Origin of the sequence: Paraburkholderia sp. BL6665CI2N2 (assembly GCF_004366535.1) — a bacterium.
Taxonomy (GTDB): domain Bacteria; phylum Pseudomonadota; class Gammaproteobacteria; order Burkholderiales; family Burkholderiaceae; genus Paraburkholderia.
This window is the reverse complement of sequence record NZ_SORC01000001.1, coordinates 5,592,248-5,618,775: the sequence shown is the minus strand read 5'-3', so window position 1 is coordinate 5,618,775 and position 26,528 is coordinate 5,592,248. Positions and strand designations below refer to the sequence as shown.

At 62.2% G+C, this 26,528-nt stretch carries 20 protein-coding genes, 1 tRNA gene and 3 riboswitches; of the genes, 5 read left to right on the top strand and 16 right to left on the bottom strand.

All coding sequences use genetic code 11. The features are described from left to right. Positions 1 to 294: 294 nt before the first annotated feature. The 7 genes from B0G81_RS25265 to B0G81_RS25235 all read right to left on the bottom strand — a co-directional run bounded on the left by B0G81_RS25265 (position 295) and on the right by B0G81_RS25235 (position 9,691). Positions 295 to 1,683 (bottom strand): L-serine ammonia-lyase, encoded by a 1,389-nt coding sequence (locus B0G81_RS25265; RefSeq protein WP_106284741.1) that lies wholly within the window; start codon positions 1,681 to 1,683, stop codon positions 295 to 297. Positions 1,684 to 1,713: 30 nt separating this feature from the next. Further along, positions 1,714 to 2,844, bottom strand: a complete 1,131-nt coding sequence (locus tag B0G81_RS25260) for an alginate lyase family protein (RefSeq protein ID WP_134138712.1) — start codon at positions 2,842 to 2,844, stop codon at positions 1,714 to 1,716. 141 nt (positions 2,845 to 2,985) lie between these two features. Next, positions 2,986 to 5,922 (bottom strand): aminomethyl-transferring glycine dehydrogenase, encoded by a 2,937-nt coding sequence (gene gcvP / locus B0G81_RS25255; protein ID WP_134138705.1) that lies wholly within the window; start codon positions 5,920 to 5,922, stop codon positions 2,986 to 2,988. 79 nt (positions 5,923 to 6,001) lie between these two features. After that, positions 6,002 to 6,382, bottom strand: coding sequence for a glycine cleavage system protein GcvH (gene gcvH / locus B0G81_RS25250; protein WP_134138701.1), 381 nt, complete (start codon positions 6,380 to 6,382; stop codon positions 6,002 to 6,004). Positions 6,383 to 6,445: 63 nt separating this feature from the next. Beyond that, positions 6,446 to 7,564, bottom strand: coding sequence for a glycine cleavage system aminomethyltransferase GcvT (gene gcvT / locus B0G81_RS25245; protein ID WP_134138695.1), 1,119 nt, complete (start codon positions 7,562 to 7,564; stop codon positions 6,446 to 6,448). Between the two features lie 80 nt (positions 7,565 to 7,644). Continuing rightward, positions 7,645 to 7,804, bottom strand: a riboswitch (glycine riboswitch). A gap of 32 nt (positions 7,805 to 7,836) precedes the next feature. Continuing rightward, a riboswitch (glycine riboswitch) is annotated at positions 7,837 to 7,938 on the bottom strand. Positions 7,939 to 8,092: 154 nt separating this feature from the next. After that, entirely contained in the window at positions 8,093 to 8,443 is a 351-nt protein-coding gene (locus tag B0G81_RS25240; RefSeq protein ID WP_134138690.1) for a hypothetical protein, read from the bottom strand. A 198-nt stretch (positions 8,444 to 8,641) separates the two neighbouring features. Then, positions 8,642 to 9,691: an oxidoreductase gene (locus B0G81_RS25235; protein ID WP_134138685.1), complete on the bottom strand. Its 1,050-nt coding sequence runs from the start codon at positions 9,689 to 9,691 to the stop codon at positions 8,642 to 8,644. A gap of 309 nt (positions 9,692 to 10,000) precedes the next feature. On the opposite strand from B0G81_RS25235, the gene B0G81_RS25230 reads away from it, so the two are divergent. After that, positions 10,001 to 12,091, top strand: a complete 2,091-nt coding sequence (locus B0G81_RS25230) for a UvrD-helicase domain-containing protein (protein WP_116143602.1) — start codon at positions 10,001 to 10,003, stop codon at positions 12,089 to 12,091. A gap of 122 nt (positions 12,092 to 12,213) precedes the next feature. Here B0G81_RS25230 and B0G81_RS25225 read toward each other — a convergent pair whose 3' ends face one another. Continuing rightward, positions 12,214 to 13,116 carry a c-type cytochrome gene (locus B0G81_RS25225; RefSeq protein WP_134138681.1) on the bottom strand — a complete coding sequence of 301 codons (903 nt, stop codon included), beginning with the start codon at positions 13,114 to 13,116 and terminating at the stop codon, positions 12,214 to 12,216. A gap of 274 nt (positions 13,117 to 13,390) precedes the next feature. Between B0G81_RS25225 and B0G81_RS25220 the strand changes: the two genes are divergently transcribed. The 3 genes from B0G81_RS25220 to B0G81_RS25210 all read left to right on the top strand — a co-directional run bounded on the left by B0G81_RS25220 (position 13,391) and on the right by B0G81_RS25210 (position 15,746). Further along, positions 13,391 to 13,466, top strand: a tRNA-Arg gene (locus tag B0G81_RS25220). Between the two features lie 381 nt (positions 13,467 to 13,847). After that, on the top strand, positions 13,848 to 14,369 hold the full coding sequence (locus tag B0G81_RS25215; protein ID WP_134138678.1) for an outer membrane beta-barrel protein: 522 nt from the start codon (positions 13,848 to 13,850) through the stop codon (positions 14,367 to 14,369). 93 nt (positions 14,370 to 14,462) lie between these two features. Continuing rightward, positions 14,463 to 14,635, top strand: a riboswitch (yybP-ykoY riboswitch). 100 nt (positions 14,636 to 14,735) lie between these two features. Beyond that, positions 14,736 to 15,746 (top strand): sodium:calcium antiporter, encoded by a 1,011-nt coding sequence (locus tag B0G81_RS25210; protein WP_134138674.1) that lies wholly within the window; start codon positions 14,736 to 14,738, stop codon positions 15,744 to 15,746. Positions 15,747 to 15,814: 68 nt separating this feature from the next. Here the strand turns inward: B0G81_RS25210 and B0G81_RS25205 are convergent, their stop codons facing one another. Beyond that, complete coding sequence (locus tag B0G81_RS25205; protein WP_134138670.1) at positions 15,815 to 16,882, bottom strand: HAD family hydrolase; 1,068 nt, start codon at positions 16,880 to 16,882, stop codon at positions 15,815 to 15,817. 953 nt (positions 16,883 to 17,835) lie between these two features. Between B0G81_RS25205 and B0G81_RS25200 the strand changes: the two genes are divergently transcribed. After that, the gene (locus B0G81_RS25200) at positions 17,836 to 18,810 is read left to right on the top strand and encodes a transporter (protein ID WP_243856581.1); all 975 of its coding nucleotides are present in this window, start codon (positions 17,836 to 17,838) and stop codon (positions 18,808 to 18,810) included. A gap of 168 nt (positions 18,811 to 18,978) precedes the next feature. On the opposite strand, the gene B0G81_RS25195 is transcribed toward B0G81_RS25200, so the two are convergent. From B0G81_RS25195 to B0G81_RS25165, 7 genes are read right to left on the bottom strand one after another with little or no spacing between them, the layout of a single operon-like run. Beyond that, positions 18,979 to 19,716, bottom strand: coding sequence for a class I SAM-dependent methyltransferase (locus B0G81_RS25195; RefSeq protein ID WP_134138667.1), 738 nt, complete (start codon positions 19,714 to 19,716; stop codon positions 18,979 to 18,981). A 5-nt stretch (positions 19,717 to 19,721) separates the two neighbouring features. After that, entirely contained in the window at positions 19,722 to 20,507 is a 786-nt protein-coding gene (locus B0G81_RS25190) for a phytanoyl-CoA dioxygenase family protein (protein WP_134138664.1), read from the bottom strand. A 33-nt stretch (positions 20,508 to 20,540) separates the two neighbouring features. Next, on the bottom strand, positions 20,541 to 21,065 hold the full coding sequence (locus tag B0G81_RS25185) for a GNAT family protein (RefSeq protein WP_134138660.1): 525 nt from the start codon (positions 21,063 to 21,065) through the stop codon (positions 20,541 to 20,543). Further along, the gene (locus tag B0G81_RS25180; RefSeq protein WP_134138657.1) at positions 21,062 to 22,039 is read right to left on the bottom strand and encodes a hypothetical protein; all 978 of its coding nucleotides are present in this window, start codon (positions 22,037 to 22,039) and stop codon (positions 21,062 to 21,064) included. The genes B0G81_RS25185 and B0G81_RS25180 overlap by 4 nt, the downstream gene beginning before the upstream one ends. A gap of 27 nt (positions 22,040 to 22,066) precedes the next feature. Then, positions 22,067 to 22,735 carry a WbqC family protein gene (locus tag B0G81_RS25175; protein WP_134138654.1) on the bottom strand — a complete coding sequence of 223 codons (669 nt, stop codon included), beginning with the start codon at positions 22,733 to 22,735 and terminating at the stop codon, positions 22,067 to 22,069. A 5-nt stretch (positions 22,736 to 22,740) separates the two neighbouring features. Continuing rightward, positions 22,741 to 23,886: a dTDP-4-amino-4,6-dideoxy-D-glucose aminotransferase VioA gene (gene vioA / locus B0G81_RS25170; protein WP_134138652.1), complete on the bottom strand. Its 1,146-nt coding sequence runs from the start codon at positions 23,884 to 23,886 to the stop codon at positions 22,741 to 22,743. Beyond that, complete coding sequence (locus B0G81_RS25165) at positions 23,883 to 26,270, bottom strand: tetratricopeptide repeat protein (RefSeq protein ID WP_134138649.1); 2,388 nt, start codon at positions 26,268 to 26,270, stop codon at positions 23,883 to 23,885. Before B0G81_RS25165 ends, vioA begins: the two co-directional genes overlap by 4 nt. Positions 26,271 to 26,528: the final 258 nt, after the last annotated feature.

Genomic DNA, 26,528 nt, shown 5'->3' with positions numbered 1-26,528 from the left:
TGAAGTCTCCAGGCAGTGCGTAAGTGCGGTATGAGATTGCCGAATCAACCTGAACATCAGCCGATCGGCGCCCCGACAGCTTACGCCGAGCGCGCCGCCGCTGTCACGGTGCCGTGCTACTGGATCGCTCGCGGGCGCGCGCAGGTAAGAAGCGCACGCGCCTGCTCCCGCTTTGGCGACAGTCCGTAGCACAGGCGTCCGCACGTGATGCACGAACGCGAAGAAGCGACGCGCAATAAAAACGCGGGCCATAGCCCGCGTCGTCATCCGCATCGAGGCAAGGAAGTGCCGCCCTCAACACTCGACGATATTCACCGCCAACCCGCCCCGCGACGTTTCCTTGTATTTGGTCTTCATATCCGCGCCGGTCTCGCGCATGGTCTTGATCACCGAATCGAGCGACACGTAGTGACTGCCGTCGCCGCGCAAGGCCATGCGCGCGGCATTGACCGCTTTCACCGATGCCATCGCGTTGCGCTCGATACACGGAATCTGCACCATGCCGCCGACCGGATCGCACGTCAGCCCGAGGTTGTGCTCCATGCCGATTTCCGCGGCGTTTTCGACCTGCTTCGGGGTGCCGCCCATGACTGCCGCGAGCGCGCCCGCCGCCATCGAGCAGGCGACGCCCACTTCGCCCTGACAGCCCACTTCGGCGCCCGAAATCGACGCGTTCAACTTGTACAGAATGCCGATCGCCGCAGCGGTCATCAGGAAGTCGATCACGCCTTGCTGATTCGAGCCCGGCATGAAGCGCGTGTAGTAATGCAGCACGGCGGGAATAATGCCGGCTGCGCCGTTGGTCGGCGCCGTCACCACACGCCCGCCGGCGGCATTTTCTTCGTTGACGGCGATCGCGTAGAGATTGATCCAGTCGATCATCGACAGTGGATCGCGTAACGCCAGCTCCGGATTGCCCGACAGCGCGCGATACAGCTGCGGCGCGCGCCGCTTCACCTGGAATGGACCGGGCAAGTTACCGTCGGCATCCGGATTGTTGATGCCGCAACCCCGCGATACACACGATTGCATCACGTCCCAGATCTTCAGCAGGCCCGCGCGCGTCTCTTCTTCCGTATGCCAGACGCGCTCGTTTTCCCACATCAACTGGGCGATGCTCTTACCGGTCGATTCGCACAGCGCGAGCAACTCATTGCCGCTGCGAAACGAGTACGGCAGTTGATCGACCGCAGCCAGGACTTTCGTATTCGGCGCGCCGGCCGTCACCACGAAACCGCCGCCCACCGAGAGATAGGTCGACTCGCGCAATGTCTCGCCTTGCGCGTCGAGCGCACGCAACTTCAGACCATTCGGATGCTCGGGCAGCGCCTGGCGATAAAACGAAATGTGATCCTTCTGCACGAACGGCACCTCGTGCGTGCCGAGCAGCGCCAGCTTGCGGGACACGCGCACTCCCTCGAGCCGCTGCGCTATCGTGTCGGGGTCCACGGTATCGGGCGCATCGCCCATCAGGCCGAGCATGACGCCGCGATCGGTACCGTGCCCTTTGCCCGTCGCGCCGAGCGAGCCGTACAACTCCACTTTCACCGATGCGGTCGCAGCGAGCAGCCCATCGCGTTCGAGCCCTTGAGCGAACATCAGCGCCGCGCGCATCGGCCCGACCGTATGCGAACTGGACGGACCAATGCCGATTTTGAAGAGGTCGAAGACGCTGACTGCCATTTACTGCTCCCTGCTATGGATAAAGTTGATTTACCGCGCCGGCAGCGGCAAACACACGGCGAGCCACGCGGGCGGCGTCGGTGCGAGCTGTAGCGCGATCGGCGTATAGCGCCCGTCGAGGCGCGCCGCCAGGTGAAACAGTTCCGTCGCGTTCTTCGGATCCCACTGACCCGAATAGCCGGGCAAGCCGGCCTCGCGACGTTTTGCATCGAACGGAACGCTCGAATGCACGAATTCTTCATGCGTCTTGCTGCCGGCCGCATACGGCGCCAGCCAGTTGAGCGCGGCTTGCAACGACGCGCCGTCCGCGCCCTTCTCCGGCAACCAGTTGCGGTTATGGCGACGCGCGGCGAGCGCGGCTGTCACGAGCGGCTGCAAGTCGTAGGTGACGTAATGCAGCGCGTCGCGTTCGTTGAAATCGACTGTCGAACCATCCGGCTCGATGTTGTCGCCGATATGCTCGACGAACAGACGCTGGGCCGCATTGATCATCTTGCGGTTGTCGAGCGTGAACGCGGCCATGGCAATCAGTTTGATCCGATGGCTCTGCCAGTTGTTCCTGAACGTTCCTTTGAGCGGGCGCGGCTGCGCGTCGATTTGCCCGATGTAGCCGTTCGCGAGTTTCGTCAGGAACGCCATCGACGCATTGCGCGTTTTCACCGGCAACGCGCTCGCCGTCATGTCGTACGCGAGAATCAGTCCTTCGAAACGGGTTTCGTCGATGGGATTGAAGCTCGGTTGATAGGTCGTGACCCAGGCGTACAGCAAGCGGTCGACGAGTTTGAGATAGCGGTCGTCGCTGGTGGCGCGCCAGGCGAGCGCGGCGTCGCGCAACAGATCGAGATCTTTCTCCGCCTCGACGCTCTGGTCGTAAATGCCTTCGTGCGGCAGCGTGCCTTCGGTATGCAGTTTCGCCAGCGCATGCGGCTGGTCGTTCAGATGGGCCTGCACGTTGCTCACCAGCGCTTTCACGCCGGGATCGGCGTTCGTGCGTTCGCTGGTTTGCAGCGCGGGCGCCGCGCAAAAATTCATCGCGGCCTGCGCTTGCCGCAGCGGCAGCAGCACGGCTGCGCCAGCCAACAGCAGCGTGCAGGTTTGCCGCCAATTCGGCGCTCGCGTTGCTTCGGTCCAGCTTTGCATCAATCGCACCTTTCGCGCCATGCGAAACTCCTCGTTAGGCTGATTCGGTGTGTGATGTTAGCCGTTTGCGGCCACGAACGACAGAGAACCTCAGAGCGGAACCACGCATCGCCTCGCCGCCTCTTTTTCGAGACGACGGGCGATGCGCATTGGCAATCCCGCTTACTCGTAGTCGGCGATCGGCACGCAGGAGCAGAACAGATTGCGGTCGCCATACACGTTGTCCGCGCGGCCGACCGGCGGCCAGTACTTCTTCGCGATCAGCGTGGGCAGCGGATACGCCGCGGTTTCGCGCGCATACGCGTGCTTCCAGTCATTCGCGATCACCACCGCCGCCGTGTGCGGCGCATGCTTCAGCGGGTTGTCCTCGCGATCCGAGCGGCCTTCTTCGACGGCACGGATTTCCTCGCGGATCGCAATCATCGCTTCGATGAAACGGTCGAGTTCCTCCTTCGATTCCGATTCGGTCGGCTCGACCATCAGCGTGCCCGGCACCGGGAAGCTCATGGTCGGCGCGTGGAAGCCGTAGTCGGCGAGACGCTTGGCGACGTCGTCGACGGTGATGCCGCTGGTTTCCTTGATCGGACGCAGATCGAGAATGCACTCGTGCGCGACCAGCCCGCCCGGGCCCGAATACAGCACCGGATAGTGCGGCGCGAGTTTCTTCGCCACGTAGTTCGCGTTGAGGATCGCGGTTTCGGTCGCGGCGGTGAGGTTCTTCGCGCCCATCATTGCGATGTACATCCACGAAATCGGCAGGATCGATGCCGAGCCGTACGGAGCGCCGGATACCGCGCCGATGCCGTTCGGCGCGCGTTCGTAACCCGACGAAATCTGGTTCGGCAGGAACTGCGCGAGATGCGCGCCGACCGCAACCGGACCGACGCCCGGTCCGCCGCCGCCGTGCGGAATGCAGAAGGTCTTGTGCAGATTCAGGTGCGACACGTCGCCGCCGAACTGGCCCGGCGCGGTCAGTCCGACCATCGCGTTCATGTTCGCGCCATCCACATAGACCTGGCCGCCGTGCGCGTGCACGATCTCGCAGATTTCGCGCACGTTCTGCTCGAACACGCCGTGCGTGGACGGATACGTGATCATGATCGCGGCGAGTTTGTCGGCGTGCTGATCGGCCTTCTTCTTCAGGTCTTCGATATCGACGTTGCCTTGCGCGTCGCAGGCCACCACGACCACCTGCATGCCGGCCATCTGCGCCGACGCTGGATTCGTGCCGTGCGCCGATGCGGGAATCAGGCAGACGTTACGATGCGCTTCGCCGCGCGACGCGTGATACGCGTGGATGATCAGCAGGCCCGCGTATTCGCCTTGCGAGCCGGCGTTCGGTTGCAGCGACACAGCAGCGTAGCCGGTGGCCGCGACCAGCATCTCTTCGAGCTGATCGATCATTTCGCGGTAGCCGACGGTTTGCTCAGCCGGTGCGAACGGATGGATCTGGCCGAATTCGGGCCATGTAACCGGCAGCATTTCCGAGGTGGCGTTCAGCTTCATCGTGCATGAGCCGAGCGGGATCATCGAGCGGTCGAGCGCGAGGTCCTTGTCCGACAAGCTGCGCAAATAGCGCAGCATTTCCGTTTCCGAATGATGACGGTTGAACACGTGGTGCGTGAGGTACGCGCTCGTGCGCTCAAGCGCGGCCGGCACCGATGCGGTATTCGACGCAGCCATTGCCGCGTCGAGCGTGTCGACTTGCGGCACGTCTTTCGCGCCGGCGGCTTGCGCGAATACTTCGAGCAGATCCGCCAGATCGCGGCGCGTAGTGGTTTCGTCGATCGACAGGCCGACGTGGGTATCGCTCACGCGGCGCAGGTTGATGCGTTTCGCTTGCGCGGCTTCGTGCAGCGCTTGCGTGCGTGCGCCGGATTCGAAGGTGAGCGTGTCGAAGAACGTTTCGTTGGCGAGCGTGTAGCCGAGTTGCTTCGCGCCTTCCGCCAGCAACGCGGCGATGCGGTTCACGCGCAATGCGATCGTCTTCAAACCGTGTGGGCCGTGATAAACGGCGTACATGCTGGCCATGATCGCGAGCAGCGCTTGCGCGGTGCAGACGTTCGAAGTCGCCTTCTCGCGGCGGATATGTTGTTCGCGCGTTTGCAGCGCGAGACGCAGCGCGGGGTTGCCTTGCGCGTCGATGGTCACGCCGACGAGGCGGCCCGGCATCTGGCGCTTGAATTCGTCACGCACGGCGAGATACGCCGCATGCGGGCCACCGAAGCCGACCGGTACGCCGAAACGCTGCGTATTGCCGACTGCAACGTCCGCGCCCCATTCGCCCGGCGGCGTGAGGACGGTCAGCGCGAGCAGGTCGGCGGCGACCACCACGTGGCCGCCCGCTGCGTGGATCGCTTCGGTGAGGGCGCGGTAGTCGCGCACGTCGCCGTTCACGCCCGGATATTGCAGCAGCACGCCGAACGCATTCGCATCCGCGGCTTCCGCGGCCGGGCCCACTTTCACTTCGATGCCGACCGGCGTGGCGCGCGTCTTTATCACTTCGATGGTTTGCGGCAGCACGTCGTCGGCCACGAAGAACACGTTCGACTTCGGCTTGCCGATGCGTTGCAGCAGCGTCATCGCTTCAGCCGCAGCCGTGGCTTCGTCGAGCAGCGATGCATTCGAGATTGCCAGACCCGTCAGGTCGACGATCATCTGCTGGAAGTTCAGCAGCGCCTCCAGACGGCCTTGCGAAATTTCCGGCTGATACGGCGTGTACGCGGTGTACCACGCCGGATTTTCCAGCACGTTACGCAGGATCACCGTCGGCGTGTGCGCGTTGTAATAGCCCTGCCCGATGTACGAGCGGAACACCTGGTTCTTGTCCGCGAGTTCGCGCAGCGCGGCGAGCGCTTCGGCTTCGCTCTTCGGCTGCGCGAAGGGGCCGAGCGGCAGCGTTTCGGTGCGGCGGATCGTCTTCGGAATGACGGCGTCGATCAGCGCGGCGCGCGACGCGAAGCCGAGGGCTTCGAGCATCGCGTGCTGGTCGGCCGCGTCCGGGCCGATATGCCGTTCGGCGAAGGCGTCATGCACTTCGAGCGCGGCGAGCGAGAGAGGAGTGCGGTTCATCAGACGATCCGGGTGTTCGAGCTTCATGGGTGTTCCTGGCGGTGCGGCGTCCTTAGGCATTCGAAAAAGGACGCGCCGCACCTGTCGGGTTAAACGTAAAGGTGAATCAGGCGCCGATTGACTTGCTGTACGCATCGGCGTCGATCAGACGGTCTTGCGTCGCGTCCGAAGCCGGCTTGATCTTGAAGAGCCAGCTTTCGTACGGCGTGGAGTTGACCGAATCAGGCGTGTTGGCCACGGCGGTGTTCGCTTCGACGATCTCGCCCGAAACCGGCGCGTAGATATCGGAAGCGGCTTTCACCGATTCGATGACAGCGACGGTGTCGCCGGCGGTGACCGTCTTGCCCAGTTCCTGGACTTCGAAGAAGACGATGTCGCCGAGCGCTTCCTGCGCGTGGTCGGTGATGCCGACCGTCAGCGTGCCGTCCGCCTCGGTGCGGACCCACTCGTGCGATTCGGTGTATTTCAGATCGGCCGGGATGCTCATCGGATGCTCCTATGCGGTGTGATTCGGTTGTGACTTGGGAAGTAGACGCACGCGCAGGTTTGCTTAAACCGCGAGCACTTTGCCATTGCGCACGAACGGCAGTTTTACCACGCTTGCAGGTACGTTCTTGTCACGAATCTGAACGTGAACGGTGTCGCCCGGCTGCACGCCTTTCGGCACGCGCGCAAAGGCGATGGATTCCTGCATGGTCGGGGAAAACGTACCGCTGGTGATTTCGCCTTCGCCCTGCGGCGTGACGACTTTTTGATGAGCACGCAGCACGCCCGCCGCCTTGCCGTTTTCCTTCAGCAGAATCAAGCCGACGAACGCAGCCTGCGATCCGTCCGCTTCCAGCTTGCCCTTGCCGACGAAGTCGCGCGGCGAGGTGAGGTCGACGGTCCAGGCGAGGCCGGCGTCGAGCGGCGAGACGTTGTCGTCCATGTCCTGGCCGTACAGGTTCATGCCGGCTTCGAGCCGCAGCGTGTCGCGCGCGCCAAGTCCGGCCGGGCGCACGCCTTGGGCTTGCAGCGCATTCCACAGCGCTTCGACGTGATCTGCGGGGACAATGATTTCGAAGCCGTCTTCGCCGGTGTAGCCGGTGCGGGCCACGGTCAACTCGCCGAACGGCGTGTCTTCGACGCGGGCGGCGTTGAAGGGCTTGAGCGCTTCGGTGGCGGCGCGTGCGGCCGGCACGGTTTGCCATACTTTTTCGCGCGCATTCGGGCCTTGCACGGCGACGATCGCGTAATCGCGGCGCGGCGTGATGGTCAGGCCGAAGCCGCCTTCAGCGTTGAGTTGGCCGAACCAGGCGATGTCTTTATCGGCGGTGCCGGCATTGACGACCACGCGGAAATGATCTTCGCCGAAGTAATAGACGATCAGATCGTCGATCACGCCGCCGTTCGGGTTCAGCAGGCAGGAGTACAGCGCGCGGCCCGGCGTTTGCAGCTTGGCGACGTTGTTCGCCAGCGCATACTCGAAGAAAGCGCGCACGCGCTCGCCGGTGAAATCGACGACACACATGTGCGAGACGTCGAACATGCCGGCGTCGGTGCGCACGGCGCGGTGTTCGTCGATCTGCGAGCCGTAGTTGACAGGCATGTCCCAGCCGCCGAAATCGACCATGCGGGCATTGAGCGCACGGTGGGTGGCGTTGAGCGGGGTGTGTTTGAGTTCGGTCATGGGGCCTCGGGCGTCTCGCGAAACAAAAAAGGCCATGCGACGCTACGCCTCGCGGCCTTTTAGCTGCGAGCGATGCGTTGCATGGCCCCTCTGTCCTCGATACCTGAGAGATTGCGTTGCCGTGGTCACGTTGACGTGTCACGGTGAAACGCGCGCCCCTTCGGTGGGCAGCTTGCCAGATCCGCTCGCACTTACGACGCACGATGCGCACGGCTACTGCCGCTCTCCAGAGTGCGAAAAACCGGTGCTCGATGTTGCCTGAGAGCGGGTTCTTCGACGCGGTCGGTCCTTTTGCCTGAGAGTTTGCGGGTGTGCCCCTTCGGCGGCGCGGCCTGCGCTTTTCTGCGGCCAGCACGCTCTCCCGACGCGTGCGGCGAATGTACGCGAGGGCCGGGGGCTTGTCAAATAAAGGCCCGAGAACCGCGCGGCGGTTGACGGAGCGTCTGCGCACTTGTCAAAAAAAGCGCGGGATGTGATGCCCGCGCTCGTGCTGCTTCGGCGTTGAAGCCGAAATTGATTCTGGCGCGATTACTCGCCGATAGCGTGTGCCGCGTTGTCCAGTTCCTGATTCAAGACGCGCTGTTCGTCGCCCGACAGGCCGCCGCCGTGTTGCGCGGCCATGTCGTGCGCTTCCTGACGGATCACGTCGAGGCGATGGTGCAGCGCTGCGCCTTGGGGCGGCGGGTAATAGCCCTGATTCACGCGGTTGTCGATCCGGCGGCTGAGGTTGTCGATGCGGCCTTCGACCTGATGCAGGCGCTGATCCGCGATCTGTTGCGGGTTGGGGCGAGGCGCCGGCTGGGGTTGAGGCGCCACCACACAGGCGGCGAGGGAACTGAGCAAGGCGCAAGCGGCGAGCGCGCGGATAATACGGGGCATGGACACTCCGGAAGTCATTGTCGTTTTGTGGTGCTACCCTGGTAGCAACGGATGACTACCGGGCCGCGCTGACCTGCCGCGCGGCCTGATTTGTAACGTTATGTTCCTTTCGGGCTTGTCAGGGTTTTGGGCCCGCGCCGCGTGCACGGCGAGTGCTGTTTTAGGTACACAAGCCGTCTCGCCGCGCGGACCAAGCTGTCAGCGAATCCGCTCGAACGGCAGCCGGGCGCCTTCTTCCGAGCTTCGGCCGGCCAGCTCGATAACCGTCATAACGTCGACGGCGTCCTGTGCGCTCACCGGGAATTTCACGCCGTTCTGGATCGCGTCGGCCACCGCGACATAAAACCCGGCGTAATCGCCATTGCGCGTCGGCCACTCCCGCTCGACTTCCTGATCGCCTTCCACGACGCGCACCACACCCGGGGCGTTGCCGGCGCCGAAGCCATCGTCGCCCGGACGCACGCCCGCCTTCAACTGATCTTCTTGCGTGTCGAGCCCGTATTTCATATAGCTGCCACGTGTGCCGTGGAGGGTGAAGCGCGGCGCGACCAGCGCCGTCAGGGCGCTCGCGTGCAGCACCACTTCGAATTCGCCGTAGCCGAGCTGGATGTGCACGTAGTCGGGCGCGCCGGCGTCGTCACGATGTGCGCGCACCGTTGCCGACACGGTTTGCGGCGTGCCGAACAGCGCCAGCGCCTGGTCGATCAGATGCGGTCCGAGGTCCAGCAGCAAGCCGCCGCCTCGCGACGCTTCCTCGCGCCAGCGCTGGCGCACCTCCGGCCGGAAACGGTCGAAGTGCGATTCGTATTGCGTGATCCGTCCCAACTCGCCGCTCGCCAGCAGATCGCGCACGGTCAAAAAATCGCCGTCCCAGCGACGGTTGTGAAACGGCATGAAGAGTTTGCCTCGGGCGAGCGCGATGTTGGCCAGCGTGTGGGCGTCGGCGGCGTTCAGCGTGACCGGTTTGTCCACCACCACGTGCTTGCCCGCTTCCAGCGTGCGGCGCGCCAGGTCGAAGTGCGTGTCGTTCGGCGTGGCGATCACGATGCAGTCGAGTTCATCCAGCGCCAGCAGCGCGTCGAGGTCGGCGACCACCTTCGTGTGCGGATAGTCGGCGAGCGCGCGCTCGGGCTGGCTCGTGGCAATGGCCGCGACGCTCGCGCGGCCGCAGTGCTCGATCACCGGCGCATGAAAGGTCGCGCCGGCGAAACCGTAACCCATCAATCCAATCTTCAGCGATGCGGACATGCGTGTCTTCCTGCAAAAACGGCGCGCCGCTTTGCCACCGCGGCGACGGCGCGCAACACCGCAATTGTGGCATGTCCTGGAGGTGGACCGTCAGCGTCGTTGTGGGCATTGGTCGCCGCTGTCCGTCAGCACAATCGTGTTAACATCGCTCCTCTCGCGCGAACCGCAGCGGGCCGGAATACCGGCGCACCGCGCGGGGCGCCCGTTCCAGCTGCCGGGGCTGCGCAGCATGCCCCCGGGCCTCCGGCCGGCGAATATGCCGCCACGCCCTCAACCGCTGCTTTCAACCGCAACACCCATCCACTGACGATGTCCGCAGGCCTGAACCCCGCTCAAAATGAAGCGGTCCGTTATCTCGACGGCCCGTGTCTCGTGCTCGCCGGCGCAGGTAGCGGCAAGACGCGCGTGATCACGCAGAAGATCGCGCACCTGATCGAGGCCAAGGGCTTCGAGCCGCGCCACATCGCCGCCGTCACGTTCACGAACAAGGCGGCGTTGGAAATGCGCGAGCGCGTGGGCAAGCTGCTCGAAGGCAAGACCCTCACCACGCCCGGCAAGGAAGGCCGCAAAGTGCCCGTCAACCAGTTGACGGTCTGCACCTTCCACTCGCTCGGCGTGCAGATTCTGCGGCAGGAAGCGGAGCACGTCGGCCTGAAGCCGCAGTTCTCGATCATGGATTCCGACGACTGCTTCGGCATGATCCAGGAGCAGGTCGGCTCGACGGACAAGGGCTTCATCCGCAAGATCCAGTCGATCATCTCGTTGTGGAAGAACGGCATGATCATGCCGGAGCAGGCGATCGCGATCGCCGCGAACGAGGATGAACATCAGGCCGCGATCGTCTACCGCAATTACGTGGCGACGCTGCATGCGTATCAGGCAGTCGATTTCGACGACCTCATCCGTCTGCCCGCCGAACTCTTCGAAAAGAACGAGCAGGTGCGCGACCGCTGGCAGAACAAGCTGCGCTATCTGTTGATCGACGAGTATCAGGACACCAACGCCTGCCAGTACGAACTGGTGAAGCTGCTGGCCGGCAAGCGCGCGGCGTTCACGGCAGTGGGCGACGACGATCAGGCGATCTACGGCTGGCGCGGCGCGACGCTCGAAAATCTCGGCCAGCTGAGCAAGGATTTTCCGAAGCTGCATCTCATCAAGCTGGAGCAGAACTACCGCTCGACTGTGCGCATTCTGACTGCCGCGAACAACGTGATCGCGAACAATCCGAAGCTGTTCGAAAAGAAGCTGTGGTCCGAACACGGCATGGGCGACACGATCACCGTCACGCCATGCAACGACGAAGAGCACGAGGCCGAGTCGGTGGTGTTTCGCCTGTCGGCGCACAAGTTCGAGCGGCGCGCGAACTTCCGCGACTACGCGATCCTGTATCGCGGCAATTTTCAGGCGCGCATTTTCGAGCAGGTGTTGCGGCGCGAGCGGATTCCGTACGTGTTGTCCGGTGGCCAATCGTTCTTCGACAAGGCCGAGATCAAGGACATCTGCGCGTATCTGCGTCTGATCGCCAACGCGAACGACGACCCCGCGTTCATCCGCGCGATCACGACGCCGCGACGCGGCGTCGGCAATACGACGCTCGAGGCGCTCGGCTCGTTCGCGGGCCAAGCCAAAGTGTCGCTGTTCGAGGCGGTGTACATGGGCGGCATCGAGGCGCGTCTGTCGCCGCGGCAGATCGAACCGATGCGCGTGTTCTGCGATTTCATGCAGCGTCTCACCGATCGCGCCGAGAAGGACGCCGCCGGCACGCTGCTCGACGAACTGATGGACGCGATCCACTACGAGGCCTATCTGTACGATGCGTTCGACGAACGTCAGGCGCAGTCCAAGTGGCAAAACGTGCTGGAGTTCATGGAATGGCTCAAGCGCAAGGGCACCAAGGCCGAGCCTACGGGAGCCGCGGCCGATGAAGCCACCGGCTACGACACCGCCGACGGTCTCGGCGACACCGGCAAGAGCCTGCTCGGGCTGATCCAGACGGTTGCGCTGATGTCGATGCTCGAAGGCCGTGAGGAAGATCCCGATGCGGTGCGTTTGTCGACGGTGCATGCGTCGAAGGGCCTGGAGTATCCGCACGTGTTTCTGGTCGGCGTCGAGGAAGGCATCATGCCGCATCGCGGCGGTGCGGACGACGAGCCGATCGACGACGCGCGCATCGAAGAAGAGCGCCGGCTGATGTACGTGGCGATCACGCGTGCGCAGCGCAGTCTGCATCTGAACTGGTGCAAGAAGCGCAAGCGCGCGCGAGAGACGGTGGTGTGCGAGCCGTCGCGCTTCATTCCCGAAATGCTGCTCGACGACGCCCCGCCGCCGACGCCCGAAGAAGCGCCGATGTCGCCGAAAGACCGGCTCGCGAGTTTGAAGGCGTTGTTGCAGAAGCCTTGAGCTGATGGTGAGATTGTTGAGATCGCGTAGGCCTGTTTGCCGGCCGAGATATAAGAAAATCCCTGCACCGCGTCACCGCGGTGCAGGGATTTTTTAGTGATGCGGCAAACCCCGCGAGCGTTTTACTTCACCGCGCTGACCATGTAGTCGACGGCGGCCTTCACATCCGCGTCGGAAGCTGTCGAGCCGCCCTTCGGCGGCATCGCGCCCTTGCCGTGCAGCGCGTAGTTATAGACCGTGTCCATCGGCTCTTTCAGGCGGGGTGCCCACGCATCTTTGTCGCCGAACTTCGGTGCGTTCAGCACGCCGGCCGCATGACAGGCCTGGCAAACCTGCTGATACAACGCCTTGCCGGCTTGCGACGCGTCGGCGCTTTGCGTGCCGCCCGCTGCCGGCGCGGCCGCTTGCGGCACGCTCGCCATGGCGGCCATCGCTGCGGCTGCCTGAGCCGCACCCGCGTCGGAAGCGCCGGCCGGCGCCGCCGCAGCAGCACCGGATGCCGCCGCCGTCGCGGCGCCCGCTGCCGGCTGAGCCGGTTCAGGGAAACTGCCGCCGGAATTGTTCGCCATGTAGGCGACCGCGCGGGCGATTTCGAAATCGCTGTAGTCGTCCGGACTGGTGCCGCCGCGCGGGGGCATCGCGCCTTTGCCGGAGAGCGCCGTGTGCAGAAGCGTGTCGAAGCCTTGCGCGATGCGCGGTGCCCAGTCGGCGGTATTGGTGAATTTCGGCGCGCCCGCCGCGCCCGACGCGTGACACGCGGAGCACACCGCTTTGTACACTTCCTCGCCGGTCTTGTAGACGCGCGGCGCGTTGGCGTCGCGAATGTCGACCTGGGCAAACGGCTTGATGCGGGCGGTGACCTCGGCTTCGGAGAGGGAGTCGGTGCCGGCGCCGGTGCGCGTCGAATTGTCGACGTAGATCACTAGCAGAACGATGATGACGATCGGTACCGCAAAACTGGCGATGATTGCGGCGACGAGCTGCCCGGGGGTTTTGATCGGGGCTCCGTGTGGTGCTTCGCTCATGCTTGTCTCGTCTCCGTGGGTATGTGAGCGGTACAGCGTGACGGCAACTTCTTGTTCTTTAATCAGGCACGGACGATTATAGACGGAACATTTCGGCGGCGGCGAGGGGCGCGGCGCGGTGTTCAGCAGGCGTTTACCCGCATCGCGCGGGTTGTGCGAAAGACTGCGAAGACCGCCATTCAGGCCGTCCGGTGGACGGTATGGCGGAAACCGGGTATCCTTTCGGTCTCGCTTTGGCGTCGCATCCGTTCTGGTGCCGCGCATTCGTGTTGAAGCGCCCGTAGCTCAATGGATAGAGTACTGCCCTCCGAAGGCAGGGGTTGCTGGTTCGATCCCAGCCGGGCGCACCAAAAAGAGTCGATCTCGCTCAAGGGCTTACGCAATATGCGCTAAGCCCTTTTGTTTTTTACGGTCATGTCGTGTTCAGACGACTGCCGCCTAAGCTCCCACATTCCTGCAAATAATCGTCCTTCGACGCGCTGCGTACGCTCGCATGCGCTTTGCAGAATTATCCTAAAAAATGCGCTTTGTCTGTATTGAAACTAAGAATCGGACGTTTGAACGTCTCCATGCGGAAATTTCCCATTGCCCCACCCTATCCTCTTAATTAGCATGTTTTGTTCATGCAAATTGCATCGCGTGAATATCCCCGAAGCGGCATTTCGACATCGCTTCACTGATTAATAAAGGCGTCGCGATCTATCCGCGCGCCAATCGCTTTATTGCAGGTCATGTACAAAATAACCCGGCTGATTTTAACCGCATCGATCATGATGCTATCCAATCTCGTCCACGCGCAATCGGTGGCGCCTCAAATAGGTGCAAGCGAGTTTGCCGGTCCCTATGTGGGTTTCAAGTTGGGTGTGAACACCTCCGATGCTTCAGGCGTTCACAGTAAAGCATCGCACACCACGGTTTTTCCCGGTTTCACGGCGGGATATAACTTTGACGTCGACCGTTTCGTCGCGGGCGCCGAAGTTTTTGCCGATCTGCATCATGGCTCGACAACCTATAAAGACGGCGGAATCGATGCGAAATTCGGCATGCCGTTCAATCAGTTCATGCCCTATGTCCGTATTGGATTGACAACGGATTGGCCGAACATCCGTCCTCACTGGGGTTTAGGCGTCGAATATAAATTCGCTAAACACGTGAGCGCGGTGGGCGAATGGACAACCGACACCAGCAACCACGACGGCACCCGAAGAACGAATAACAGCTTCACAATCGGCGTGCAATATCACTTCAACTAACCTGCTGGATTCGCAACTGCGCGACTAACCGATCGGGCTCGAACAACGCCTCCCCGCAACAAGGTTGTTGAAAGCGCCCGCTGCCGCTAGAATCTCCCGGTCACTGGGGAGTAGCCTTCCTTCATGCCTTTGAAGGAGAGCGCGTCAACATACTTGGCCTGCGGGTCATGGCGCGTTCGACCGGGTCGGTTTGGCGAGACCATTGACGCACTGCCTCGTTCTGGTCGGACGGGCGGCGGTGCGTCATTGGTTAGTCATCTACGTCCGACCGCGGAGTTGCCCTGTGAAAAATCGTCGCATCCAGCGAGTCTCCCCTCTCGTCCGTTCGCCGCGTCTCTGCCTCTGCCTGCCCGCGGAGCGCCGCGCATGACCGGTCTCCTGTTCGAACTTGCCATCATGCTGGTCGTCATTCTGGTGGCGGCCGAGCTTTTCACCAACGCACTCGAGCATCTGGGCGAACGCCTCAAGATTTCCGAAGGCGTGACGGGTTCACTATTCGCCGCCGTCGGCACGGCGTTGCCCGAGACGCTCGTACCGCTGCTCGCGATCGCCGGCGGCACGACCGATAACGTGGTCAACCAGGAAATCGGCGTCGGCGCGATTCTCGGTGCGCCGCTGATGCTCTCCACCCTCTCCACCTTCCTCATGACGCTCGCGATTCTCGGCTCACGCGGCGCGCGCGGCTGGGTCGCGCCGGAGCGTACGGGTTTCACGCGCGACCTCAACTATTTCCTGTGCGCGTTCGTGCTGGCCGCTGCGGCGATGTACGTGCCGCATGAGCAAATGATCGTACGCGCGCTCTTCAGCGTCGCACTGGTCGGCGTGTACGTCACCTATGTGGTGATGACCTTCCGTGCATCGAATGATCTGGTCGATGCCGGCCACGGCACTGAAGCGCCGGGCAAGATGCTGATCTCGCGCCTCGGCGTGCCGACCAACCTCGCGACCATCGTGGTGCAACTGGCGCTCGCCGTCGCGTTGCTGGTGTGGGGTGCGGAAGGTTTCATCCATGGTGTGCGCGGTGTCTCGCAGGCGCTCGGCGTGTCGCCGCTGCTGCTCTCGCTGCTGATCATTCCGATCGCGACCGAGCTGCCCGAGAAGGTCAACAGCATTCTCTGGATTCGCCGCGGCAAGGACACGCTGGCCTTCGGCAACATCACCGGTGCGATGGTGTTTCAGGGCACCTTGCTGCCAGCAATCGGTATCCTGCTGACGCCGTGGGTGCCGCGTATCGAAGTGGTGACCGGCATCGTGATCACGCTGGCCGCCGCGGCGTGGCTGCGTATCAATGTGCGTGAGCGCGGCGTGCCGGTGTGGGCGTTACTGGTTTGCGGCATGCTCTATGCCACGTATCTGGCGATTACGCTGAGCCGCTAGATGAGCCGCCGGCGACATCGAATCAGTCGCAGAAGGCCGCTTGGCCCACGGCCTTCTGAGCTTCAGGTTCAGTTCGGCCGGGCCGTTGTCGGCGCCGCGGCCGTTGTCGCGCCGTCCGGCTTGAACACGACTCTCCAGTCATCTTTCATATCGACGACAAGCCAGCCTTTCGCGCCGGCGTCGTCCAGACCTTTATCGAGTTTGCCGCTCTTCGCCGTGCGATCGTATGCGTATTCGCGTTCCGCGTCCGTGTGATGCACGAGCGCGGCGAGGCGCGGGCCATCGCCTGCCAAGGTCCATTCGAGCATTGGCCCGTCGCCCTCCGAGTTACCGAACGCGATCACCGGACGTCTGCCGATCACGCGCTCGATGGCGAGCGGTTTGGCCGAGCCGTCGACCAGCGTGTCGACTTGCGCGAGGCGCGTCAGCGAGACCGCACCGTTGCTCTGGCCGTACCGATACTTAACGGTGCTACCGATCACCTGCTCGGGCGGAATGCCGTACATGCGTTGGGCGACGTCGCGGGCGAACTCGGCGTCGCCGCCCGTCACCAGATAGGTCTTGAAGCCGTTCGCGCGCAGATAGGCAAGCAACTCGAGCATGGGCTGATACGCGAGATCGGCGTAGGGCCGGTTGAAGTGCGGGTCGCTCGCGGAATCGAACCATTCGTGCACGAGTGCGGCGAACTGATCGCCCGTCATGCCGGCGTGGGCCGCCGCCAACACCCGCATCGAGCCGCTGTCGCCGCTTGCCGCCACATTCCTGAGATTGCCTTTGAGGATCGAGCGAAACGGCTCCTGACGCTTCCATTCCGGATGCCGTCCGGCCACCGTCTTCACACGTTGCAGCGCGAACACCAATTGCACCGAAGCGGGCTGCTCGGGCCACAGTGTGCCGTCGTTATCGAATACGGCGATCCGGTCGGCACGCGGGATGAAGTCCTTGGACTCGGGCGTAGTCACGAGCGTCACGAAGTCGACAATCGAGCGTTTGGTCTTCGTGTCATTCCACGACGCCAACGCGGCGGCCGTCGATGCGCCGGCCTGCGACACCCCGTCCTGTCGCGGCGTCACGGCACAGGCACAAAGAAGGACAACGGTGAAGGCGATGCAGTACCGGTGCAGCGTGCGAATCATGAAAGCCTCATCGAAAACGGTGGGTCGAACTCAAGCGAGCGCCAGTCTAATGGGCCAAAGGGTTTATTGCAGCCGTTGTGGGATTTTTTCGACATTGAGGCTTGGGCCTGTCCCGGCAAAACACAATGCCGATTGAATAAGCGGGCAAGCCGGTCGCGACTGACCTGGCTTCTGGCCGTGTTACAAATTTATCTCCGTGATTTCAGAAATCGTTGCTAGTATTCCTAACGATAGCAGCGTGGTAAATCTTCTCCTTTCCGCATGCTTCGTTTGATGCGGCGTCTCTCGTTTCAAGGACCGTTCATGCAAGCCCCGTACTCAGCTGCGCCACCTTTCTAGATTGCTTGAGTGATATAACGCGCTTTATTTGCGCGATGTGGCGTCCGGCCGCGCGTAGCTGCTCGAATTCGCAAACACGCGCGAAATCAATTGGACTTGAATCGGTCACCCTAACGCCATTCCTTTGAATGATTTTTCGTCGGGGAAAGGCGGGTGCACGCCTGGAAGAAATACCCATAATACAAGGCTCGATAATGGGTTACCGTTGCGCGTTTCGGATGAGGACGTTAAACGCCGCTGCGTTCGTGCGGTCGCGGGCCTTGGCTCAGGCATCCGCCGCCGACGTCAATAAAGATAGTCACTCGCTCAATCTCGCCGTCCCATTCAACATCCGTAACCACTACACGCCGAACGTGTTCGACACCGTGCTCGACCACAGCTGGATGTTCCCACACGGCAGAGCGCTGAGGCGCGCATGGACGGCCTGGACATCGACATGCACAGGAAGGCGGCGACATGCGTGACGACGGCCGTGCCGGCGTCGATCGCGCCGCCAATTGTGCGCGAAACCTGATGCCTGCGCACATGCGCGCAGTGTGGCTTGCGGACGCAGGCTGCCCAGATGCGGTGCCGGACGAGTGAGAATGCCGAACATCCATTCGATGAGGACGATTATGAGTCAACCTAACTGTTTGTTCGCAGCCGGTCGGCTCGTTGCCGGATTGTGCAAAGGCGCGCTTCTGACCACCGTCGGCGTGAGCCTCTCCCAGACGGCGTGGGCGACGGAAGGCGGCATAGGCCGTCCGATCACCGGCCAGCAGGTGACGCCGTACGGCGGCATCGTGCCACCCACCAGCGACTGGATCGTGTCGGCCGCCACGATCTATTACGAAGGCTCGCTAAGCGCGAGCAAGTCGATTCCGATCGCCGGCCAGGTCACGCAAGGCGTCAATGCGAAGGCCGAATACACGATCCTCGCCGCAGTCAAGACGTGGGGGATTACCGTGGGCGGCTGGAACTTCGCGTCGTCGTTCGGGGTGCCGGTTCAGTACACCAACATCTCGTCGTTTCATGGTCGCTTGCCGAACGACCACGGCACGCAGTTCGCCGATTTCTTCTTCACGCCAGTCATTGCCGGTTATCACCTGACCAAGACCGACCACGTCGCGTTGAGCGTGCAGATCTACGCGCCGACCGGTGCGTACAACTCGAACCGGCTTGCCAACGCCGGACAGAACACGTGGACCTTCACGCCGACAATCGCCTATACGAAATTGCTGCCGAAGGAGAACATCGAACTGTCGTTGAATTACGGCCTCGAGTTCTATACGCCCAATAAGGACACCCACTATCACAACGCACCGGTCAGCGTGCTCGATCTGCTCGTGCTCAAGCGCTTCAGCAGCGGCTGGGGCGTCGGCGTGGTGGGCGGCTATATCCAGCAGATCGGCCATGACAGCGGCGGCATTGCGGACATTGTCGGTGGCGACCAGGGGCATTCCGTGGGGCTCGGGCCGATGATCACGTGGTCGGGCAAGGTGCAGAAGACCCCCATTTCGGCTGCGCTGCGCTGGGTCAACGAATTCAACACCAGCAATCGGCCGAAGGGTAACGCGGTGCAACTTTCGGTCAATGCGACGTTTCAGTAACGTCGCGGCATGCGAAGTGTGAGGCGCTTACTTCCAGGCGAGCAAGAGGCGGGTTCGCGCGGCATTGCGGCTAACAAGGACACTGGGCACGCCGGCGCGCGGAACAACGGCAACGCAAGGATGCGGAGGGACATCCGCGGGGCGCCTTCGCAGCCGGACCGCAATCGATCAGGCGCCCGTGCCGCGCTTGCAGATCGCGTAGACGCTGGAGCACAAGTCGGGATAGACACGCCCGAGCTCAAAACAGCCATCCAGATACTCTCTTGATATGATGCCGGCCTGCAATGCCGCATCGATCTGGAAGTTGGCGAGGCCCTTGAAAAAGACTCCGCCTTCGGTGACCGGGCGAAGCTTTGCCGCACGCAGATCGGCTCGCAGCGTGTCGATTGAATACGTCACGCGATGACCGTGTGCGGCTTCAGCCGCCGTCACGGCCGCGTGATGGTCGATCAGCCCCATGTTGACTGCGATCTGCCGCGATCCGGCGCGCGCATTTGGCGCGGCCACGAACAGGCGGCCGCCTTTCGATAGCCAGTTGCCGATCCGGCTCAGGACTTCGACCGGATGATCGAGGTGTTCGAGCGTATGAATCAGGAAGATGTTGTCGTAGCGTCGCGCGGGTTCGAAAGTCTCGAACGTCGAGTGATGGAATTTGACGGTGCCTTTCGTCTTGTCCGACGCAACGGCAATGCAGTCTGCCGATGCCTCGACGACTTCCAGTGAATCGAAGCGCTGTGCCAGGAGTCGCGTGAAGTTACCTTCGAAGCATCCGAGTTCGAGCGCGTTGCCGCCGACGACGAACGGTGCGAATGTCCGAAGCATGTATTCGTGCATCAGATAATCGAAGTCGTAAGCGTAGCGATGTTCGGGATGATCTTTCGCTTCCGCGTCGTAGTCTCTGTTCATGGTCGTCAATCCTGTCCACGTTGATAGAACCGCTGCTCAACCGGCACATAAAACTCGTCGAGCGACTCCGGCACCCGGGCGTTGAAGCCGAGCACCTGGCGCATCCATGCGTTGCAGCGGTCGAGATTGCGGTATCCGAATAGCCGCGCGTAGTCGAGCTGCGGCTTGAAGAAGGGGCTGGTGAACGTCAGTGTCAGCGCACGGCGCGGCGCATCGGTGGTATTGCGGCCGGTGGCGTGCCACATGCGGGAATCGAACAGCAGAACCGAACCGCGCTTTCCGGTCGCCCGCGCAGCCTGCGCGTAGAAATGCTCGTCGGTGGGCTGCTGCTGGAGATTTTGCGAGTGCGAAAGAATATGCGTCGCGCCATTGGCCAGCGTGAAATCGTCGAGCATCACCAATGCGTTCACCATGAAGCGCCGCGAGTCGGAGCCGAAACGGATATCGCGGTGCACGTTCTGCACGTAAGAGCGCGAGTCGCGCTCGTTGATCACGCCGCCGTACGAATTCAGAACGAAGTTGCCTTCGAAGTATTCTTTGAAAAGCGGCTCGAGCGCTGAGAATTGCGCCAGCAATTCGACGTAGCTCGGGCCATCCATCAGCAGATGATGCAAAGTGCCGGCGCTGTTTTCCAGCACGCCGTTGCGTCGCCTGATCTGGTCGCGCAACGCGAGCGAAGGACCGAGCGCCTTCACCAGCGAATCGAGCAATTCGGTGTGAATCAGTCCGGGGAGCACCGTCCATCCCGCCGTGGCGAGTTCGGTGTGGTGTCGAGCGTCAATCGTGTTCATGAATGGAGCGAGGTAACGGCAAAAGCAAAAGGCTCAGTGTCGATCGGCGGCCAGAATGGCCATCGGCATGACGTCGAGATAGCGGTCGCCTTTGAAGACGGCCTGGCGCAAAAGACCTTCGGCGCGAAAGCCCACTTTCTCGTAGAGCGCGATGGCGCGCGCATTTGACGCGAGCACGGTCAGCGAAATACGGTGGAGGTTGAGGTCGCCAAATGCGTGCTCGAGCGTCTGGCGCGTGGCGGCCTCGCCAATGCCCCGGCCGCGAGCCGTCTCGGCGCCGATCTGAATCGAGAACTCCGCGCAGCGGCTCACCCAGTCGATGCCTAGCAGATACGTCACGCCGACAACTTCCTCTGTAGACGCGAGGCACACGGCGAGACGCACGTTATTCGTCCGGGAGCCGAGATAGCTATCGAACCATTTACTGTCGATCTCGGTGCCCACGTATCGGAAGGCGCCGCCTAAATGACTGACCAGCGCCTTGTCGGCGCGCCATGTGTTGATGGTCGACAGGTCGCCTCGTTCGATCTCGCGCAGGAATATCGTGTTGTCGCTCATGCGAGTCGGTCCAGTAGGTGTTGCACCATCGGCGCCAGATCGCTGTGCGTCAGCCGCTGATCGCAAGGAAGGCACAAGGTCGATTCGGGAAGCCTGCGCTCGAAGTCCGGTGCGCCTGCAGCGGTTGCGATATCCGGCCAGTAAGTGGGCGTATAGATGCGTTGCGCTCGAAGAACCTCGCGCATGCCGGGCGGCGCGCCGAAAAACGGGTAGCAGAGCGGCGCCGCATCTTCGTCGTAACGAAACGTGAAGCGGTTATAGCGCTGCAATTTATCGTGCAGATAGGCGAAATTTTCGGCTCGCCGTGCGCGGACGCTTTCGTAGTCGACGCCGGCGAGCAGCCGTTGCGTCAGTGCCGACATGCGCAACGGTTCCTGGTGCTTGAGGCTTTCTTCGGCCGCGGCGTAGTCGGAGTAACCTGCTTCCGCATTTTTCGCGAGCCTTGTCAGCAGATAGCCGCTGCGCAGCAACGAGGCATCGTCGGCAGCTTCCGGCATCGCGATCGGCTGCCGTGTAACGAGGTATCCGCCATCCGGCACGCCAAGGAATTTGCGCGGCGAGTACAGCGTGGCGAGGCAATCCGCGGACCGCGCGAACAACGCCTGCGCATTGTCGATCACGACGCGTTCGCGTGGGAACCGGCTGAGCACATCGTCGACCTGTTGAGCGCACAAGCCGAAATAGTTGACGTAAACTAGCCACTCACCTTGTGCGATATCGACAGGCTGCACGCGCAATTCGGCGTCGAGCCGATAGCGTTTGAACGGCGTGCCGGTCATGCGCAGTGGCTCGATCATCGCGTCGCAAATGTACCAGGGCATCCAGACGGCAGTCGGCCGCACTGCCCGAAGCAGCGCAAGAAACGCCGCGCGCGACGACTGGAAACGCAACGCGTCGTCGTGAAGCGTCGCTCCTGCTCGTGGAAGTTCCAGTTCGAAATATCCGCCGATTGCGCGCGGCTCGCGCGGGATCATGCGTTCACCTCGACGCACAGCATATCTCTAACGCTGTTTTTTGCTGTTGAACATCAGGACGTCGAGAATCGATAAGGCGGGGTGAAAAGTATCGTCGAACTGCGTATAGGGACACAGGTTCGGTTCAACGAAGGCGAGCTCCACGCCGCGCGTCAAGAATGCCGCACTATCGTAAAGTGCGCGGCCACCCGGCAGATTCACATAGGTGCTCGCGTGCTCTCTCGCGCAGATATCGATGACCCGCTCGGCACCTTTGAGTTGCGCATTGCCGTACTTCGTCGAAGACGGGACGAATTCTGTATCGATCTCGAGGTACTTGCAAATTTCCATGACAGTGTGCGACGCGAGCTGCGAAACAGGTGCGAGAGGCTCTGCCAGAATCCGCCCGACCAACGCGCTGACCTGCGCGTAGTGAGGCGCTTTGGCATACGCATGCCGAATCGATTCCAGCAGCTTGCGCAGCCAGCGCTCGCGTGGTTCGACCAGTACCTCGTTGATCTTTAACGAAGGACTCGCACCGCGGAGCGGCACGGTGAGATAACGCACCTGGTCGCCCAGCAACATCCGGTTCCGGTTGATCCAGCCATTTTTGATGAAGTTCACGTCGTCGTAAAAGACGAACTTGTCGACTGCCGCCGCCAGCTGGAAATATCCGATGTACGGAAACAGGTAGGGCTGCATGATCGCGAGCTTCATGACGTTCAGCTACCCGCGATGATCCCGACGATGCGGTCGAGCATGTCGTCCGTCAGTGCCGGGAAGATCGGCAGACACAGTATCTTCCGTGAAGCGGCGTGCGCGACCGGCAAATTTTCCGGGCGTGCGGAAGGCAGGCCGCGATAAATCGGAAAGTCCGAGATCAGCGGATAGAAATAGCGGCGCGCGTAAATGTTCGCGTCGCGGAACTTCTGATACAGCGCGTCGCGGCTGATTGGGTACTCCGGGCCGACGAGAATCGGAAAATACGAGTGGTTCGCCACTTTCTCGCCCCCTTTCGGCACGCAGCTGATACCGGGCACGTCGCGCAACCGTTCGCGGTAGAGCGCATCGATCCGCGCGCGCCGTGCCAGCGCTTCATCAATGTGCTGCAGTTGCAGCAAGCCGAATGCCGCGTTGATCTCGCTCATCTTGCCGTTGATGCCTGACGCCACCACGGTCACTTCATCCACGAAACCGAAGTTCTTCAGATGGTCGATGCGCTGCTTTGTCTTGGCGTCCTGACAGATGATCGCGCCGCCTTCGAACGTGTTGAAGACCTTGGTCGCGTGGAAGCTCAGAACGGCGAGGTCGCCGTGCTCGAGCACGCTGCCGGTTTCGGTCTGCACGCCGAAAGCATGGGCCGCGTCGTAGATCACCTTCAGATTGTAGTTGTCGGCGATCTTCTGAATCGCGTCGACGTCGCACGGCTTGCCGTAGCAATGCACCGGCATGATCGCGGTGGTCTGCGGCGTGATCGCCGCCTCGATCTTCGCAGGGTCGAGATTCAGCGTGTGCGGATCGACGTCGACGAATACCGGCTTGATACCGTTCCAGACCAGCGAGTGCGCGGTGGCAACGAACGAATAGGGCGTGGTGATCACTTCGCCGGTCACGCGCAACGCCTGCAGCGCGGTGAGCAGCGCCAGCGTGCCGTTGGTGAACAGCGCAAGATGCTTGACGCCGAGATACTTGCACAGCGCCGCTTCGAACTGCTGGTGAAACGGGCCGGCATTGGTCAGGATCTTGCTGTCCCAGATCTGTTGAAGATAGGGAATGAAGTCTTCGAGCGGCGGGAGATGCGGCTGGGTAACGTAAATGCGCTCGTCGATCTGCGGCGCGACGGCCCCAAGCGGTAAGGCTGCATTCATTTGTTTTCCTCTGATCTGGACGGAGCGGCGGTGTCGACCGCGGCGGCAACGGCTTCTTCCGCCGCGACTTCGAATGCGACGGGCGGCTGATCGTCACACCAGCGTTGCCACATGATTCTCAACGCGCGCGACAAACCGGCAGCGACCACTTCAGGCCGGAATGCCGCCGACGCCATGCAGCGCTCGCGCAAGCCCGTACGCAGCGCGGCGAGCGTGGCGATATCGGAGGACAACGTGACGCCCTTGGTGACGAAATCCGCCTTGTCCGTGGCGAGAAACTGTTCCAGCCCGACATGCGACATCCAGGTGGTGCCGGCGCGGCTGGGCAACGTGTCGCCTGCAATCGTCAAGGTCGGCACGCCCATCCACAATGAGTTCAGCACAGTGGTCGAGCCCGTGTACGGGAACGTGTCGAGGCAGATGTCGACGTGAAAATGCTGTTGCAGGTAGACCGGAATGCTCGAACGACGGCGGAACATCAGGCGCTCGCGCGAGATGCCTGCGTCGGCAAACCAGTCAATCAGAAGCTGCTCATCCTCGTCGGTTGCAATCGCGCCCAGCAACATTCGCGACGACGGTTGTGCGTGCAGCAATTGCGCCCAGAGAGCGATCACATCGGGGCGCAATTTGTTGAGGCGGTTGAAGCTGCCGAATGTCACATAGCCGTTGTGCATGGCCGGCAGAATATTGACCGGCGGCGCGCTTTCTTCCGGCAGGAAGGGCGCATTCGCCGGCAAATGCACGATCTTTTCGGAGAACATTTGCTCCGCCGGGCCGAACGGCACGCCGAACCGGTCCACGAGGTAATAGTCCATCGCACTTAGCCCGGTCGTCGCAGGATAGCCGAGCCAGCTGACCTGGATCGGTGCGGGCTTGCGCGCGAACGTGAGAAGGCGGTTGCGGCCCGTATGGCCGGACAGGTCGAACAGAATGTCGATTCTGTCGTCGCGAATCCGGTTCGCCAACTGCGCGTCCGGCATGCCGGTGACCTGGTGCCACTCATGGGCGCATTTGCGCAGCAGATGGGTGTAGTCGTCTACCGCAATGTGGTTGTTGTACACATGCAGCGAGACACCGGGATCGGTGGCGAGGCGCTCCATGATCGGCAGCAGATAGGAGGCAACTGCGTGACGGAACAAGTCGCCGGAAACGAGGCCGATTTTCAGCTTGCGATTCGGCGTGCGCTTGTTCACATGACGCGGCCATTGCGCGCGCACTGGCGCTTCGTGCTGTTGAGCGAATTTGAGGTGTTCGGCGAACAGCGTGTCCTGCTTGACTGCGGGATTGTGAGTGAGCGAAAACAGATAATTGTCCGCTGCGATCGCATCTTTCGGGTCCTTCTCCAGCGCGACGCGAAAGCTTTTTTCAGCCTCGCTCACCATGCCCAGATCGAGCAGCAGCACGCCCAGCGTGTTGTGCATGCCGGACGTGTCCGGCGCCAGTTCGATTGCGCGCCGCGCGGCTGCCAGACCCTCGGCCACGCGTCCCTGGTGAACCAGCGACATGCCGTAGATTCGTTGCGCTTCGGCGTACGCCGGATTGATCGCGATGATCGCGCGGCAGACTTCTTCGGCATCCTTGTGCAGGCCTTTCAGGCGCAGCGTATCCGCGAGTACAGTGCGGCTTTCCAGTTCCTCCGGCAGCAGTTCGGCAGCTTTGCGCAAGGGAATGAGCGCGTCGTCGTACCGGCCTAGACGATGCAGTGCAATGCCGAGCCAGCGCCACGCGTTACCGTCGGCGGGAAACCGCTGGGTGAACGTTCGTGCCAGTTTGACGGCGTCGGCGATTTGGCCTTTGTTGTACAGCGACGTGAATCGCGTCGTTTCCTGTTGGCTCACGCGCCGTCCGGCCGCGATTGTGGATTTACCGGTTTCGGCCGCTGTATTTGCCGCGCCGGTATCTGTCTCGACAGCGGCGCTGCCGCCGGCCTGCGAGTTCTGTACTGCCACAGGCTGCGTCGCGATGACCTTGCCGGGATTGGCCATTCGTACGATCAGGCCGTCTACCGCCGGACCCTTCAGACCCTGCTTCTGGCCCATTTCCAGTGCAAGCCACGCAGCGGCGCTTTCACCGGCGTCGATCAACGCACTGACATATGCCGCCCAATACTGGCCGTTATGCGGCTGTTGGCCCAGCGCTAACTCGAACACAGGCACGGCGTTTTCTGGGCGGCCGGTTTGACCGAGCAACACACCTAGGTCATACAGGGCATCCGCGTGCTGCGGCTTTGCATCGAGGATCGCCCGGTAGAGCGCTTCGGCGTCTTCGAATTCGCCCTTGTGGTGATGGTCGAGCGCCGTTTGCAACACGAGCGCAATGTCCTGCTCGAGTTGTTGTTCGGGCGTCAGGGGTTCAGCAGGCGGCTGCTCGTACAGGAGAGTCATGGTCTCGGCGCAAAATGTTCTATGGAGGAAATTGTGCGACGAGGCCGGTCTTTCCGATGCGCGGAGATGACGGTAAAAAGGCCGCCTGTTTAGCGTATGGAGGAAGGGGCCGGAAAGCCGGAAGGCAAGAAAAAAGCCCGCACGAGGCGGGCCGAGGGAACGAGCGCGCCTCACTTCGGCACGTAGTTCTTATTATTGGGTCGGCCGGCTGAACCGGCTGTCTGGGAACGGATGCCGCCTTGCGCGGCTCCGCTCCGG